The sequence below is a fragment of the Streptomyces sp. NPDC001880 genome, assembly GCF_053594575.1.
Map to the genome: position 1 here is coordinate 1 of NZ_JBSFET010000032.1, position 14750 is coordinate 14750.

Genomic DNA, 14750 nt, shown 5'->3' on the forward strand with positions numbered 1-14750 from the left:
TCGGGTCGCCCACCGCCTCGGCGAACTCGCGGATCTTCTCCCGGCCGACTTCGTACGGCGGGGTGGGCGGATAGGTCCGCCCGACGAAGGACTGGACATCGGTAATCCCATCGACTTCACGGGGCGGGCCGTGATCGTCACCGGCGGCACGAAGGGCATCGGCGCCGTGATCGCCGAGGCGTTTCTCGCCGCCGGGGCGGACGTACTGGTCTGCGGCCGCGGCGCGCCGCCCACGCCGCCCCGAAGCGGCACCCGCCGGGCGCATTTCCGGCCGGCCGACGTCCGTGACCCGAAGGCGGCCGCGGCACTGGTCGACGCGGCGGCGGAACTCTTCGGACGGCTGGACGTGCTCGTCAACAACGCGGGCGGCTCCCCCGACGCCGACGCGGCCACCGTGTCACCGCGTTTCGTGGAGAAGATCGTCGCCCTCAACCTCCTGGCCCCGTTCTACGTGTCACAGGCCGCCAACCGGGTCATGCGGGACCAGGACACGGGAGGCTCGATCGTCAACGTGGGCAGCGTCTCCGCACACACCCCGCAGCCGGGCACGGCCGCGTACACGGCGGCGAAGGCCGGACTGCTCGCGCTGACCCGGGCACTGGCCCTGGAGTGGGCGCCGAAGGTTCGCGTCAACCACATCACGACCGGACTCGTCCGCACGGTGAGTGCCGCATCGGTCTACGGCGAGGACGGAGGCGCCGCGCTGACCGGAGTCATCCCGATGCGACGGATGGCGACACCGGACGACGTGGCCCACGCATGTCTGTATCTGGCGGGCGGCCTGGCCTCCTACGTCAACGGCGCCGATCTGGCGGTGCACGGCGGAGGCGAGGCGCCGGCCAGATTTCTCGCAACAGCGCGGGGCGCGGCGGGCAACCACCCTTTCTCGTCCCCTTGACGATAATCGTCACCCCCATTATCGTCGCGATGACGAAAATAAAGGGGGTCCGACATGGCCGACATCACCAGGCGCTTCGGCTGGCGCCATCTGCGCTCCGCACCCACCGCACACATCCGCCACCACAAGCGTGGCCGCCTGGCCCACGACGGGCCGGGGCTGAGCTTCTGGTACCGCTCATTGAGCGCCGCGCTCTCGGAAGTCCCGGTCAACGACCGGGAGTTGACGATGGCTTTCCATGCCCGTACGTCCGACTTCCAGGACGTCACCGTGCAGGCCACCGTGACGTACCGGATCAGTGACCCGGCCGAGGCCGCCGCCCGGCTGGACTTCTCGGTCGACCCGGACACCGGGGTCTGGCGCGGCACCCCGCTGGAACAGATCGCCACGCTGCTGACCGAGACCGCACAGCAGCACACCCTCGACGTACTGGCCCGGACGGCACTGGCCGAGGCGCTGGTCGACGGTGTCGCGTCGGTACGCGACCGGGTCGCCGCGGGGCTCGCCGCCGAACCGCGACTGCCCGCCACCGGCATCGACGTGGTGGCGGTGCGGGTGGTGGCCATCCGCCCCGAGGCCGAGGTGGAGCGTGCCCTGCGCACCCCCGCCCGCGAGCAGATCCAGCAGGAGGCCGACCGGGCCACCTACGAGCGTCGCGCCGTGGCCGTGGAGCGGGAACGGGCCATCGCCGAGAACGAGCTCGCCAGCCAGATCGAACTGGCCCGCAGAGAGGAGCAGTTGGTCGAGCAGCGCGGTACCAACACCCGCCGCGAGGCCGAGGAGCACGCGGCGGCCGACGGGGTACGCGCCGAGGCCGAGGCGGCACGCAAGGTGCGGCTGGCCCGCGCCGAGGCCGAAGCCGCCCGTGAGATCGGCGCCGCGCGGGCCGAGTCCCAGGCGGCCTGGCTGCGGGTGCACGGCGACGTGGACGCCGCGACCCTGCACGCTCTCGCGGTGACCGGGCTCGCCGAGAACCTGCCGCGCATCGACAGCCTCACCCTCTCCCCCGACGTACTCACCGGCCTGCTCAGCAAGCTCGGCAGCACCCGCCCGGAGACCCGGGCATGAGCCTCGCCCCGCGCGCGGTGATGGTCCACCGCACCACCGAGTACGAGGAGTTGCTGGCCCGGCACGGCACGCACGGACAGGCCGCCTTCTTCCTGTCCAGCCGCGGCCGGTCCATCGACGAGGTGGCCCGGCGGCACCAGCAGACCCAGCAGGCGCTCGCCGATGTGACGGCGGCCGTGCCGCTGCAGTGGCGGCAGTCGCGGGTGGAGCGTGCCGACCTCGACCGTTTCCTGTTCGGGCCGCAGGACGTGGTGGTCGTCGTCGGACAGGACGGGCTGGTCGCCAACGCCGCCAAGTACCTCTCCGGCCAGCCCGTCGTGGGCATCGACACCGAGCCCGGACGCAATCCGGGCGTGCTCGTCCGCCACCGGCCCCGCGACGCGGCCGCCCTGCTCCGGGCGGCTGTGTCGCCCAGTGGCGCGGTGGACGAACTCACCATGGTCGAGGCGGTGGCCGACGACACCCAGCACCTCCTTGCCCTCAACGAGATCTACCTCGGCCCGCCCGGCCATCAGACCGCCCGCTACCGGCTCGGCCCGGACGCACCCGACGCCGTTGTCGAGCCGCAGGCTTCCTCCGGCGTGCTCGTCGGTACCGGTACCGGCGCCACGGGCTGGCTCCGTTCGTTGTGGCAGGGGTGCCGCAGCGAACTCCGTCTCCCGGCGCCCACCGACCCGCGTCTCCTCTGGTTCGTCCGCGAGGCCTGGCCCTCCCCCGCCACCGGTACCTCGCTGGTCTCGGGCGAGCTGGGGCGCGGGCAAGGGCTGAGGCTCACCGTCGAGTCCGACCGACTGGTGGTCTTCGGCGACGGGATGGAGGCGGACGCACTGGAACTGACGTGGGGTCAGACCGCACGGCTCGGCATCTCGGCCACTTCGCTGCGGCTGGCCCTGTGACGTCCGGCCGGTCCGCGCGCAGGGAGGCGACGCGGTGGTCCGTAGGCTGCCACGAACGACCGGAGTGCCGGGCCCGCGCCCGTGGCACTCCCCCACCTGCGAGCAGCACAGGGAGCACCATGAAAACCACGCCCGCGGAGACCTCTTCCCGCAACACCCGCCCGCCGCGGGCACAGGCGGCGCTCGGCGTGGGTGTGATCGTGCAGGACGGCCGGGGACGGGTCCTCCTCGGCAGGCACCACGGCGGGACCTGGGAGCTGCCGGGCGGCAAGGTCGACCCGAACCACGAGTCCATCGCCGAGGCGGCCGTCCGTGAGCTCCGGGAGGAGACGGGACTGGAGGTCGACGCGGAGGACGTACGCGTCTTCGCCATGCTCCACGACGTGGTCGGGGGGATCAACCGGGTGTCGATGGGCGCCGCGGTGACCGTGCGGTCGGGGAGCCCGCGGGTGACCGAGCCCCATCTGATCAGCAGCTGGCAGTGGACCGGGCTCGACGCACTCCCGGAACCGTTGTTCGGCCCCTCCGCGCAAGTGCTCGCGGCCTGGCGTCCCGACCTCTCGATCGAGCACCCGCCCGCGCACCGGTTGACCATCACGGACGGCACATAACCTTGCCCTATTAACCATTTGCCTAGTGGTCATAGGCAGAGCTAGCGTCCCCCGCATGAAGGCCGTGACAGAGCAGGACATCCGCGCATCGTTCATCAACTGCTCCAAGGGGGAGGCGAAACGTCTGCCGCTCCCCCGTGACCTCGACGAGCAGCCCTGGGACGATCTGGACTTCCTGGGGTGGCGGGATCTCTCCGCCCCCGGACGCAGCTACATCGTCGCCGAACGCGGCGACGAACTGATCGGCGTGACGCTCCGCTTCCCCTCCCGGCAGCGCGGCTTCCTCCATCGGAGCATGTGCTCACTGTGCCTCACCACGCACCCGGGGAGCGGCGTCTCGCTGATGACCGCCCGGAGGACCGGTGCCGCGGGGCGGGAGGGCAATTCGGTCGGCCTGTACATCTGCACCGACCTCGCCTGCTCGCTCTATGTCCGGGGCAAGAGAACCGCGGCGCCCGGCGGCCGTTTCAAGGAGACCCTGACACTGGAGGAGCAGGTGGAGCGGACCAGGACCAATCTCGACGCGTTCCTCGCCAAGCTCCTCGGCTGAGCCGGCCACCGGCGCAATGCCGGTCCTCAGGCCGGGACGTCTGCGATGAAGGTGACGGGCAGCCGCTCGGGGCCACGCAGCGCTCCCGGCCGCCAGCACAGTTCGCCGGGCGGCACGGCCAGGGCGAGACCGTGGAGGCGGCGCAGTGCGGTACCGATGGCGATCTGCCCCTCCAGCCGGGCCAGCGGCGCCCCGAGGCAGTAGTGGATGCCGTGCCCGAACGCGAGGTGGGCGTTGTCCTGCCGGGAGATGTCCAGGCGGTCGGGGTCGGGGAATTGGTCCGGGTCGCGGTCGGCGATGGCGGACGCGACGAGCACGGTCGCGCCGCACGGGATGTCCACGCCCGCGATGGTGACGTCCTCGCGCGCGAACCGGGCGATGCCGGGGTTGACCGGTCCGTCGTAGCGCAGGAACTCCTCGACGGCGCCCGGCAGCAGTGCCGGGTCGTTCCGCAGCCTCCGGAGCTGGTCGGGATGGGCGAGCAGCGCCGCGATACCGCTGCCGATCAGGTTGACCGTGGTGACGTACCCGGCCACCAGCAGCAGGAAGACCATGGCGATCAGTTCGTCCTCGTCCAGGCTCTGCTCCTCGTCCCGGGCGGCCACCAGCGCGCTGAGCAGGTCGTTTCCGGGGCGGTCCCGCTTGGCTCCGACAAGCCCGGTCAAGTACCCGCGCATGTTGCGCCATGCCTCGTCCGTCCGGGCCGGGTCCGGTGGCTCGGCCCCCCGCAGGACCAGGTCGTCGGTCCACCGCTGGAAATCGTGCCGGTCGGTGACGGGCACTCCGAGCAGTTCGCTGATCACGGTGACCGGGAGCGGCAGCGCGTAGCTTTCGACGAGGTCGGCGCGGCCGTCCGGCCCGATCCCGTCGAGCAGCCGGTCGGCGATCTCCTGGACGCGGGGCCGCAGCCCGGCGACCCTGTGTGCGGTGAACGCCTTGGACACCAGCCGACGCAGCCGGGTGTGGTCAGGGGGATCCGTGCGGAGCATGTTGCGCAGCGCGGACTCGCGGTCCGTGGCGGGCAGCCGCTCGATGAGCCGGGGGTCCGACGCATCGCGGACGTCGCTGCTCAGCCGGGGGTCGGACAGCGCGGCCAGGCCGTCCTCGTACCGTGTGACCAGCCATGCGTCCAGGCCGCCGGCGATGACGGCGCGGCGTACCGGGCCGTCCTCGCGCAGTTGCCGGTAGACCGGGAAGGGGTCGGCCACGAAAGCGGGATCGGCGTAGGGAAGAAGGACCGGCTGCTGGCTCATCATGCCTCCCGGAGGCCACCGCACCTCTCCGCGCGGTTCTGTTCGCTCTGAACCATTTGTACGCTGCTGCGTTCCAGCGTAGTGGCCCTGGGGCAGCCCGCGCGGTCAGGATGCCGGTGCGCCGTTCCCCCGGCACCAGGGCCTGTCCGGCGGATCAGGGTCGGACAGGGCGCGGCGTCCGGTGCGGTGCATCGCAAGGCGCCGGAGCGTCTTGACAGCGGAGCTGTTCGGACGTTTCGGCAACGCCGCGAGGCGCCGTGCCAGACGCCGCGCCCCCGGCCATGATCCGCCGGACACGCCCTAGGGCCGCAGCAGCACCTGCCGGTCCTTGAGCCTCCCGTGCGACGGACTCGTCCGTGGTGGGCCGGAATCCGGCCGTTCGCGCCACGGCGGCACTCGGGGCATCGCCGGCCTCGATCCGGAGCAGCACCCGCCACGCGCCGAGGCGCTGAACGGCGTATTCGGTGGCGACCGTGACCGCTTCGGATGCCGACCCTTGGCGCCGGTACCGGGCCCGATTGCCGTAGGTGAACTCGATGTCCCTGTCGTCCAGGTCGTCCTGGCAGGTCAGCACCTCGCCCTGCGGCCGGCGGTCGCGCCCTGTCCGAGTGCCATCACGTCATATTCGGGCCAGGGCGCCACCCGTCGGCGGGCCTGCCAACGGCGGGTCGATCCGCTCGCCCGGGGCGCTGCCCCGGCCCCGGGCAACTCACTGCGGAAGAAGGGAGGTTGCACTCTGTCGGTACAACGGCGGGAAATCGCCCCCGATCCCGGGAACGGCCAAGAGGCCGTTTCGGATAGCTCCGATACGGCCTCTTGCCTGCGACTCTCACGAGTCGGGACGACAGGATTTGAACCTGCGACCCCTTGACCCCCAGTCAAGTGCGCTACCAAGCTGCGCCACGTCCCGATGCGTTTCCCCCGGTTTTTGCCGGGCGGCTTCGCGGGACAAACATTACCTCACTCCGAGGACCGGATCGACGCCCGTGCCTGGTGGGCGCGGTTTGCCAGGGACTCCGCACCGCAGGCGGTGGCCAGTTTGTGGGCCCTGGCGAGTTCGCGCGGGGACCGGATCGCGATGCCGTAGTCGACGAGGGCCAGCGCGTGTTCGTACGCGGACGGGGACGCCTCCAGATGGCGGACCGACTCGGCCAGGAGGTGGACGGCGTCCTCGGGTGCGGCGAACTGGGAGACGCAGCGCAGGGCCTCGCCGATCGCGGTGTCCGTGCCGAAGCGCTCGGCGTGCACCCGGGCCGAGGTGGCGATCTGCTCGGCTCGGGCCGGGTCCTCCTCGGCCAGGGCTCGGGCGAGGTCGCCGGCCCAGGGAGCCCATACCCCGTTGAACCTGCCACGGGGTTCGAGGGCCTGGCCGGCCGCTTCGAGTTCGACGATCGCTTCCTTCATACGGCCTTCGGCCAGCAGCAGACGGCCGCGTACGCACGGGCCGTCGGGCAGCACCATCGCACTGGGGTAGGGCGCGCCGAAGGCGTAGCGGTCGGCGATCTCGCGGGCCTCGGTGACGCGTCCGCGGGCGACCAGGGTGTCGATGAGCAGACAGGCCGCGTCCCAGTGGACCGGGAGCCCGCTGCCGACACGGTCGGCGAGGCGCAGCCCTTCGCGCAGGAAGCCCTCGGCCTCGGCCAGCCGGCCGCGACGGCGGTGGACGAGTCCGAGCAGGGTGTGCGCGAACGCGAGGTGCGCGCCGCTCCAGCCGGAGATCTCGAAGGCGCGGACGGCTTCGCCGAAGAGTTCCTCGGCCCGGTCGAGCTGGTCGGTGAAGGCGTAGGTGATGCCGACGAGGGTCGGTAGCTCGAAGCCCCACTCCGCGTCTGTCCAGCCGAGTCCCCGGGCGGGGTGGCCGTCGACCAGGGCGCGTTCGCAGAGGTCGACGACGAGCTGGGCGTTCTCGCCGCGCAGCATGGCGTCGAAGGCGCGGAGCGTGAGCAGGGCGCGCTCGGCGTTGTCGCGGCCGTGCAGATGGTCGGCGTTGCGTGCCAGGCGGCTGGAGCGACCGGGTCCGTCCTCCTCGTCTGCCTGCATGCCCTCCCAGAGGAAGTGGGCGGCCTGGAGCCGCATCAGGCCGGGGCCGGGAGCGGTGCGTGCGGCCTCCGCGGCGAGGGCGCTCGCCGCTTCCTTGAGCTGGTTGTTGTGCGAATGCGCGGCCGCGAGCCGGTAGGTGGCGTCGATCCGCTGGTCGTCGTCGAGTCCCGGCATGTCCAGGGCCGCGCGCAGGTGCTGGACGGTGGTGGCCGGGGAGCTGAGCAGTGTGGCGCAGCCCAGTTCGTACAGCAGGGTGGCCTTCACGCGCTGGCTCGGTGGTTCCTGCAGGGCGCGTTCGAGGCAGCGGCGGGCGGCCTCCGGAGCGCCGACGGCAAGGTGCTGTTTGGCCGCTTCGCGGAGCTGCTCGACCAGTTCCTGGTCGTCGTCCGGGTGTACTTCGAGCAGGTGCCGGGAGGCCGCGGCGGGGCCGAGTCCGGCGCGGGTGATCGCCCAGGCGGCCCGGCCGTGCATCGCGGTGCGGGTGGCGGGCGGGATGGACCGGTAGACCGCGCTCGCGATGAGCGGGTGGACGAACTCCAGCGGGTCGAAGCCGGTGACGATACGGGCTTCGCGCAGCCGTGCCGTGCAGTCGGCGGCCTCGGCCGGGCTCATTCCGGCCAGTGTGGCCGCGAGTTCCTGGGAGATGTCCGTGCCGAGGACGGCGGCGGCCCAGGCGAAGCGGTTGGCGTTGGTGCCGAGCCGTTCCAGGCGGGCGACGAGGCCGCTGCCGCGTGCCGATGCGCCGAGTTCGCGCAGCAGCCCGGCCGACTCCTCCAGCGGCGCCAGTTCGCGGTCCTGCACCTTGGCGACGAGCTCGACCGCCTCGTAGGGGTTGCCGCCGGTGACGGCCCACACCTCGCGGCAGAACGGGTCGTCGGCGTGCTCGCCGAGGGCCGCGCGGACCAGTGCCGCAGTGGCGTCCGGGGTGAGTGCGCGCAGCGCGACACGGACCTGGGACGGGTGGGCGCTGCCCGGTCCGCTCTCCTTCTGGCGGGCGGCCAGTTCCTCCGGGCGGTGCGCCTGCACGACCAGGACGGGGAGTTCGCCGAGGCGTGCGGTGAACGAGGCGAGCCAGGCGAGGGATTCGCCGTCCGCCCAGTGCGCGTCGTCGATGATGAGCAGCAGCGGACGCCGGCTCAGCCGGGACGCGAGCCGGGCGACGACGAAGTCCAGGCCGTCGCGCACACCTTGCGGGTCCGGCTGCGGGCCGGTCGGTTCGGCCAGTCCGAGGGCCGGCGCGGCGATCTCGTACCAGGGCCCGAACAGGGCCCGCACCTCGTCGGGCGGGAACGGGTCGAGCGCGGGCTGCAGCAGTTGGCGTACGACGTGGAACGGCACGGATGTGACCGTTTCGCCGCCCCGTGCGGACCAGACCGTGCAGCGGTCGGCGGCGATCGACTGGATCTCGCGGAGCAGTGCTGTCTTGCCGATGCCTGCCTCGCCGCTGAAGATCAGCAGCCCGCCGACGGCCTGGGCGCCGCAAAGGGCGTCCACGGCTTGTGCGGCGGCAGCGAGTTCCGGTTCGCGCTCGTACAGCGGCCGGGACGGCTTCATGCCTACCCTCCCCAGGGTGGTGCGGATGGCTTTCGACACTAGTCGTGCCCGGGGGTCCACGGACAGTGGTTCGGACAGTTCGCCGCAGGTGCGGGGCACAATCGTGGAGTGGACGAGACGCGCAGGGACCGCGACACCGAGGGCAGGGCACGCAACGCACGCCCGCGTGACGGGCTGGGGCGCCCCCTTCCGTACGGGGCTCCGGGAGTCGAACGGCAGCCGGAGGGGGTGGTGCGAACCCCCGAGGAGACCGTACGGGAGGCGCAGCGGCTGCTGGATGCGGGGATGCCGTTCCACGCGCACGAGGTGTTCGAGGATGCGTGGAAGTCGGGCCCTGCGGCGGAGCGGGAGTTGTGGCGCGGGCTCGCGCAGCTGGCCGTGGGGCTGACCCATGCGGCCCGGGGCAACGCAACCGGCGGGGCACGGCTGTTGCGGCGCGGCGCGGCGGCGCTCGCCGGGTTCGCGGGTCTGCGGCCGTACGGGATCGGTGTCGACGGACTCACCGTCTGGGCCGAGGAGCTGGCCGGGCGGGTGGCGGCGGGGCAGGCCGCGGACGGCGGGGGCGCGGCACGGGCGGAGCCCGTCGACGCGGCCGCCGAGGCACCGTGTCTGCGGCCCCCGGTCCCGTGACCCGGACCGGGCCCGGGGCGTACCGGTGCGAGGGTCGGGTTGTGACCGGGCACGCGTCGGCCGTGCGCCGCATTCGCCGTGTGTCACCCGGAGCGGTGAACAGGGCGGCCCGCAGCCACTACGATCGCGCGTCATGAGCACTTCTGACCAGGACCAGGCCGCGGACACCCCGATACCCGTCCCGGAGGCCGACGCCGAAGCCGTCGAGGAGACGGACTTCGAGGCGGACGACGGGGCCGGGGACCAGAGGCTGACACCACGCCAGGCGAGGCGGCTGCGCGTGGTCCTCTCGTCGGTCGGCATGGCGGCGATGGCGGTGGTCCTCGTACTGCGGATCGCCAGCCGGTCGTCCGTCCTGGTGGTCGGGGTGTACGGGCTGGCGCTGATCCTGTGCGGGATCGTGATCGAGCTGAGCCGCAACGGCCGTACCCGGCTCGGCAGTTGGCTGCTGGCCGTCGGCCTGGTCGCGGCGATCGGATCGGACTGGCTGCTCATTCCCTGACGTACGGTCAGCGCACCGCGATCCGTACGGTCCCGCCGTGCGGATCGACCCGGTCGAGCCATTCGGCGCGCAGATGGAACGCGCGCTCCGGCAGGGCGGACGGCAGCAGCCGCTGCCGGTGGAGCTCACGGCTGTCCTGGCGGACGAGGAGCAGCGGCAAGGTGATCGTGGGGTGCATCGTGTGGCTCTTGTACGTCTCAGGCCTGGTCCAGCAGGGTCTGCACGGCGGTCCGGAACCGGGCACGCCGTTCGGCGGCCTCGTCGGCGCCGATCCGCGGTTCGTACACGATGGCGGGTTTCCAGTCGGGCACGGCCTGCCGGAGCGGGAGCCGCGGGTCGAGGCCGAGCCGGGCGACCGCTCCGACGCCGAGGGCGGTGACATCGGGCAGGGCGGACACCTCGACGGGCCGTTGCAGCAGGTCGGCCTGGGTCTGCATGAGCAGTGCGGAGCGGGTCAGGCCGCCGTCGACGCGGAGCGACGTCAATGGTGAGCCGAGGTCGGTCGCGGCGGCGTCGGTGAGCTCGACGACCTGGGCGGCGATGCCTTCGCACAGCGCGCGCACCAGATGGCCTGCGGTGGTGCCGAGGCCGAGGCCGGTGACCGATCCGCGCAGATCACCGCGCCACCAGGGGGCGGCGAGTCCGGCGAGCGCCGGTACGAAGGTGACGCCTCCGGAGTCGGGGACGGTGGCGCCGACGGGGTCGAGGTCGGCCGCGCCGGAGATCATCCCCAGGCCGGCGAGCCAGTCGACGGCGGACGCGGCGGTGTAGACCTGCCCGTCGAGGCAGTAGCTGGTACGGCCGCCGAGCCGCCAGGCGACGCAGCTGACCAGTCCGGTGGAGCCGCGGCGCGGGGCGGGCCCGGTCTGCGCGAGCAGGAAGGCGCCCGTTCCGTAGGTGCATTTGGCGTTGCCGGGGTCCAGGGCGTTCTGGGCGAGCAGGGCGGCCTGCTGGTCCACGAGCAGTCCGGTGAGCGGGAGTTCGCCGCCGAAGGCGGTCGTCGTGCCGACCGTGGTGTCACAGTCGACGACATCCGGGTGCCGTTCGTCGCCGAGACCGAAGATTTCCAGGGCCCTGGGCGACCAGTCGGCCCGGTCGAGGTCGAGCAGTTGGGTGCGTCCGGCCGTCGCCGCGTCCGTGACGAAGGCCCCGGTCAGCTGGTGGACGAGCCAGGAGTCGGTGGTGGTGACGACGCCTTCGCCGGTCATTTCCCGGCGGATCCAGGCCATCTTCGGTGCGGCGAAGTACGGGTCGAGGGGCAGGCCGGTGAGGTGCATCAACTCCTCGTCGTGCGGGGCCAGTTCCTCGCAGATCGGGGTGGAGCGCCGGTCCTGCCAGACGATCGCATCGGTGAGCGGCCGCCCGTTGTCCGGGTCCCAGGCGAGCACGGTCTCGCCCTGGTTGGCGAGGCCGATCGCCGCAACCGGTTCGTCGGCTTGCATCAAGGCCCGGCGGCCCGCTTCGACGACCGAGCCGAGCAGTTCGACGGGGTCCGCCTCGACCGCACCGCCGGCACCGTGCCGGGACTTCACCGGAACGGAAGCGGAGCCGATCACGCCGCGCTCGGGGCAGATCACCAGGGCCTTGGTACCCGACGTGCCCTGGTCCACGGCGAGTACCGGGCCTGTCATCGACTCTCCAGTGGTGCTGAAGCTCTGCGGCTTGAACGGAATCGTGATCACTGAACTCGCCGCCCAGAGTGGTGCAGACCACCGCGCACGTCAAGGGCTGCCCGGGACACGACCGGAATAACCGGTACATCTTTCAACGTCCTGGTGGATCAGCGGACTTGAGTAAGATCCGCGAATCGGTCCGGAGTTCGGAGTGACTGGCCTTACACTCACCGCCGTGCAACAACCGGACGCTTTCGAGCAGTTCGATTCCCAACTGCTGCTTCACCCCCCACGTCCTTGAGGATTGATGAGACCGACAGCCAGCCCCGATCCCCGATCCACCGGTTCCCCGCCTTTCCGCATCTGCACGGGTTCCATGTCACCACCGGGTTGCGTGACGTGCTGAGGAGAACTTCCGACCGTCGCGTGCCGACCTGTCGTACGGGGGCAGGGCGAGTCCATGGCGAACAATGATTTTCGGCCGGTCTACCACCCGGCCGGCCATGACAACGATCTTCGGGTCGCGTTACAGGACCTGCGCACCGGACGCTGGATGTCCATGCGGACGCTGCTGGAGCGCACGCCGGACTGGACCCTGTGGACCCAGCGCACCCAGGTGCTCGGGGCGGTCGCCGCCGGTTCGGACGCCGTGCAGGCCTGGCTGGCCGAGGATCCCCGGAGCGTCGCCGCCACGGTGATGCAGGCGCGCGTCGTCGTCGAGCGGGCGGTGCGCGCCCACCGCGAGGGCCATCACCGGGCGCAGGAGTTGTGGCAGGAGGCCTGGCAGGCCTGCCGCACGGCCGCGAACGCCTCGCCCGCGGACCCGGTGCCCTGGGTGTGCCTGCTGGCCCTGTCCCAGCTGGACGAGCGGCAACAGCTGGAGGAGCACCGGCTGCACCCGCCGGGGCCGATGCTCTTCCCCGGTCCGTGGGGACTGCTCGCGGAGGCCGACAGGCGCGATCCGTGCAACCGCGAGGCCTACCACCGGATGCTCCAGTTCGTCTATGCGCGACAGGCCGGCGGATCCCTCTCCGAGGCGGTCAACTTCGTACAGTGGGCGGCTTCTTCGGCGCCGGACGGCTCCGCACTGCATGTACTGCCCCTGTATGTGCGGGTCGAGCGCTACCGCCGCGAGCAGGGCCACGAGAAGGCCCTGGACCTGCACTGGGTCACCGAGGACGCGGAACGGGACGCGGCCCGTGCGCTGGAGCTCTGGTTCCGCCGTACGCCTCCGATCTCGCACTCCCTGCTCGACCTGAACCACCTGGCCCACGCCTTGTGGGGAGCCCTCAAATTCACCGAGGCCGCAACGGTGTTCGAGGAGCTCGGCCCGTATTTCACCTCGGTTCCATGGGTGTACCGCATACGCGGACGCAAGGGCCCGGGAGACGCCGAGGATGTCTTCCTGCGCGCCCGAAGCCGTTGTCTGTCGGCGCCCCGCACCCCCGGACGGGGGCCGCACCGCTGAGCGAGCGCGCCGCGCCGCCTCCCGTCCCGAACCGACCCCGACCGTCCCTTTCCATCCCGCTCACGGAGGTTTTCCCGATGTCCATATCCACCCCGACCAAGTCGGGTGCGGAGGCAACCCCGCCGAAGGACGAGGAGGAGCGGCTGCGCGAACTCGGCTACCAGCCGGTGCTCGCCCGCCGCATGGGAGGCTTCGGCAACTTCGCCATCAGCTTCTCCGTCATCTCGATCCTGTCCGGCTGCATGACCCTGTACGGCTTCGGCATGTCGACCGGTGGTCCGGCCGTGATGCTCTGGGGCTGGGCCGGTGTCGGGCTGTTCGTGCTCTGCGTCGGCATGGCGCTCGCCGAGGTGACCAGCGCCTACCCGACCTCGGGAGCGCTCTACTACATGGCCGACCGGCTCGGTGGCCGCAAGTGGGGCTGGTACACCGGCTGGCTGAATCTGCTGGGTCTGCTGGGTGCGATCGCAGGCATCGACTATGGTGCGGCACTGTTCACCGGTGCGCTGATGAATCTGCAGTGGGGGTTCACTCCCACACCGGGCAAGACAATGATCATCTTTGTCTGCATCCTGCTGCTGCACGCCGTGCTGAACCTCTTCGGCGTCCGTCTCGTCAGTGTGCTCAACTCGATCAGTGTGTGGTGGCACCTCGCCGGTGTCGCGGTGATCGTCGCCGTGCTCGCGATCGTGCCCTCGCACCACCAGTCGCCGTCGTTCGTCTTCACCGAGTTCGTCAATGACACGGGCTGGCACAACCCGCTGTACGTGGCGGCGATCGGCCTGCTCCTCGCGCAGTACACCTTCTGCGGCTACGACGCCTCGGCCCACCTGTCGGAGGAGACGTCGAACGCCTCGGTGACGGCCGCCAAGGGCATCGTCCGGGCGATCTGGGTCTCCTGGATCGCCGGTTTCGTGCTGCTCGCCGGGCTTACCTTCGCCATCCAGGACTACGTGGGCACCCAGAAAAGCCCCACCGGTGTGCCGCCGGCGCAGATCCTGATCGACTCGCTGGGCACCACCGGGGCCACCGCCCTGCTGCTGATCGTGATCGCGGCACAGCTGTTCTGCGGCAACGCCGAGGTCGCCGCCGCGAGCCGGATGGTGTTCGCGTTCAGCCGTGACAACGCCCTGCCGGGCTCGGCGCTCTGGCACAAGGTGAGCGCGCGCACCCAGACACCCGTCAACGCGGTGTGGCTGTCGGTCGTCGTCGCCGGGGTGCTCGCACTGCCGTCGCTGTACTCCGCCACCGCCTACGGCGCGGTGACCGCGATCAACGTCATCGGCATCACGCCCGCCTACGCGATCCCGATCTTCCTGAAGCTGCGCTCCGGCAACCGGTTCGAGCGCGGACCCTGGCACCTGGGCCGCTGGAGCAAGCCGATCGGCTGGATCGCCGTCGTGTGGGTCGCCTTCGTGACCGTGCTGTTCCTGCTCCCGCAGTCCTCCCCGGTGACGGTCGACTCGATGAACTACGCGTCGATCGCACTGGTCGCGGTGCTGGTCCTGGCCACCGTGTGGTGGTTCGTCGCCCGGCGTTCGTACAGCACGCCCTCGGCGTACGGCAACGCCCGCGAGCAGGCCGAGATCGAGGAAGGCATCGTCTGAGCCCGCTCGTCCCCCGGCCCTCCCGGAACAGCCCTGACCGCAGGGACGTTCCGGGAGGGC

Annotated in this window: 14 protein-coding genes and 1 tRNA gene; 9 read left to right on the forward strand and 6 right to left on the reverse strand. The window is 71.5% G+C overall.

The window, feature by feature from the left end; genetic code table 11:
- Positions 1-91 precede the first annotated feature (91 nt).
- From ACWCQ6_RS19140 to ACWCQ6_RS19160, 5 genes are all read left to right on the forward strand, one after another.
- Positions 92-898: an SDR family oxidoreductase gene (locus tag ACWCQ6_RS19140; protein ID WP_451090704.1), complete on the forward strand. Its 807-nt coding sequence runs from the start codon at positions 92-94 to the stop codon at positions 896-898.
- 54 nt (positions 899-952) lie between these two features.
- On the forward strand, positions 953-1966 hold the full coding sequence (locus ACWCQ6_RS19145) for an SPFH domain-containing protein (protein WP_451090594.1): 1014 nt from the start codon (positions 953-955) through the stop codon (positions 1964-1966).
- Positions 1963-2862: a hypothetical protein gene (locus ACWCQ6_RS19150; RefSeq protein WP_451090596.1), complete on the forward strand. Its 900-nt coding sequence runs from the start codon at positions 1963-1965 to the stop codon at positions 2860-2862. Before ACWCQ6_RS19145 ends, ACWCQ6_RS19150 begins: the two co-directional genes overlap by 4 nt.
- A 119-nt stretch (positions 2863-2981) precedes the next feature.
- On the forward strand, positions 2982-3473 hold the full coding sequence (locus ACWCQ6_RS19155; RefSeq protein WP_451090598.1) for a nucleotide triphosphate diphosphatase NUDT15: 492 nt from the start codon (positions 2982-2984) through the stop codon (positions 3471-3473).
- A gap of 55 nt (positions 3474-3528) precedes the next feature.
- Positions 3529-4023 carry an FBP domain-containing protein gene (locus ACWCQ6_RS19160; RefSeq protein WP_451090600.1) on the forward strand — a complete coding sequence of 165 codons (495 nt, stop codon included), beginning with the start codon at positions 3529-3531 and terminating at the stop codon, positions 4021-4023.
- Between the two features lie 26 nt (positions 4024-4049).
- On the opposite strand, the gene ACWCQ6_RS19165 is transcribed toward ACWCQ6_RS19160, so the two are convergent.
- The 4 genes from ACWCQ6_RS19165 to ACWCQ6_RS19180 form a co-directional block, all read right to left on the reverse strand.
- Complete coding sequence (locus tag ACWCQ6_RS19165) at positions 4050-5276, reverse strand: cytochrome P450 family protein (protein ID WP_451090602.1); 1227 nt, start codon at positions 5274-5276, stop codon at positions 4050-4052.
- A 154-nt stretch (positions 5277-5430) separates the two neighbouring features.
- Positions 5431-5850 (reverse strand): GNAT family N-acetyltransferase, encoded by a 420-nt coding sequence (locus ACWCQ6_RS19170; RefSeq protein ID WP_451090604.1) that lies wholly within the window; start codon positions 5848-5850, stop codon positions 5431-5433.
- A 262-nt stretch (positions 5851-6112) separates the two neighbouring features.
- Positions 6113-6186 (reverse strand) — tRNA-Pro (locus tag ACWCQ6_RS19175).
- Between the two features lie 50 nt (positions 6187-6236).
- Positions 6237-8870: an ATP-binding protein gene (locus ACWCQ6_RS19180; RefSeq protein WP_451090606.1), complete on the reverse strand. Its 2634-nt coding sequence runs from the start codon at positions 8868-8870 to the stop codon at positions 6237-6239.
- A gap of 108 nt (positions 8871-8978) precedes the next feature.
- Between ACWCQ6_RS19180 and ACWCQ6_RS19185 the strand changes: the two genes are divergently transcribed.
- Together ACWCQ6_RS19185 and ACWCQ6_RS19190 are read left to right on the forward strand one after the other, a co-directional pair.
- On the forward strand, positions 8979-9500 hold the full coding sequence (locus tag ACWCQ6_RS19185) for a DUF309 domain-containing protein (protein WP_451090608.1): 522 nt from the start codon (positions 8979-8981) through the stop codon (positions 9498-9500).
- A gap of 133 nt (positions 9501-9633) precedes the next feature.
- Entirely contained in the window at positions 9634-10002 is a 369-nt protein-coding gene (locus ACWCQ6_RS19190) for a hypothetical protein (protein ID WP_451090610.1), read from the forward strand.
- Between the two features lie 7 nt (positions 10003-10009).
- Here the strand turns inward: ACWCQ6_RS19190 and ACWCQ6_RS19195 are convergent, their stop codons facing one another.
- Both ACWCQ6_RS19195 and ACWCQ6_RS19200 read right to left on the reverse strand, forming a co-directional pair.
- Complete coding sequence (locus ACWCQ6_RS19195) at positions 10010-10180, reverse strand: hypothetical protein (protein ID WP_451090612.1); 171 nt, start codon at positions 10178-10180, stop codon at positions 10010-10012.
- 19 nt (positions 10181-10199) lie between these two features.
- Positions 10200-11633: an FGGY family carbohydrate kinase gene (locus ACWCQ6_RS19200; protein WP_451090614.1), complete on the reverse strand. Its 1434-nt coding sequence runs from the start codon at positions 11631-11633 to the stop codon at positions 10200-10202.
- Between the two features lie 442 nt (positions 11634-12075).
- On the opposite strand from ACWCQ6_RS19200, the gene ACWCQ6_RS19205 reads away from it, so the two are divergent.
- Positions 12076-13083, forward strand: a complete 1008-nt coding sequence (locus ACWCQ6_RS19205; protein WP_451090616.1) for a hypothetical protein — start codon at positions 12076-12078, stop codon at positions 13081-13083.
- Positions 13084-13160: 77 nt separating this feature from the next.
- A complete protein-coding gene (locus tag ACWCQ6_RS19210; RefSeq protein ID WP_451090618.1) occupies positions 13161-14690 on the forward strand; it encodes an amino acid permease in 1530 nt (509 codons plus the stop codon).
- Positions 14691-14750: the final 60 nt, after the last annotated feature.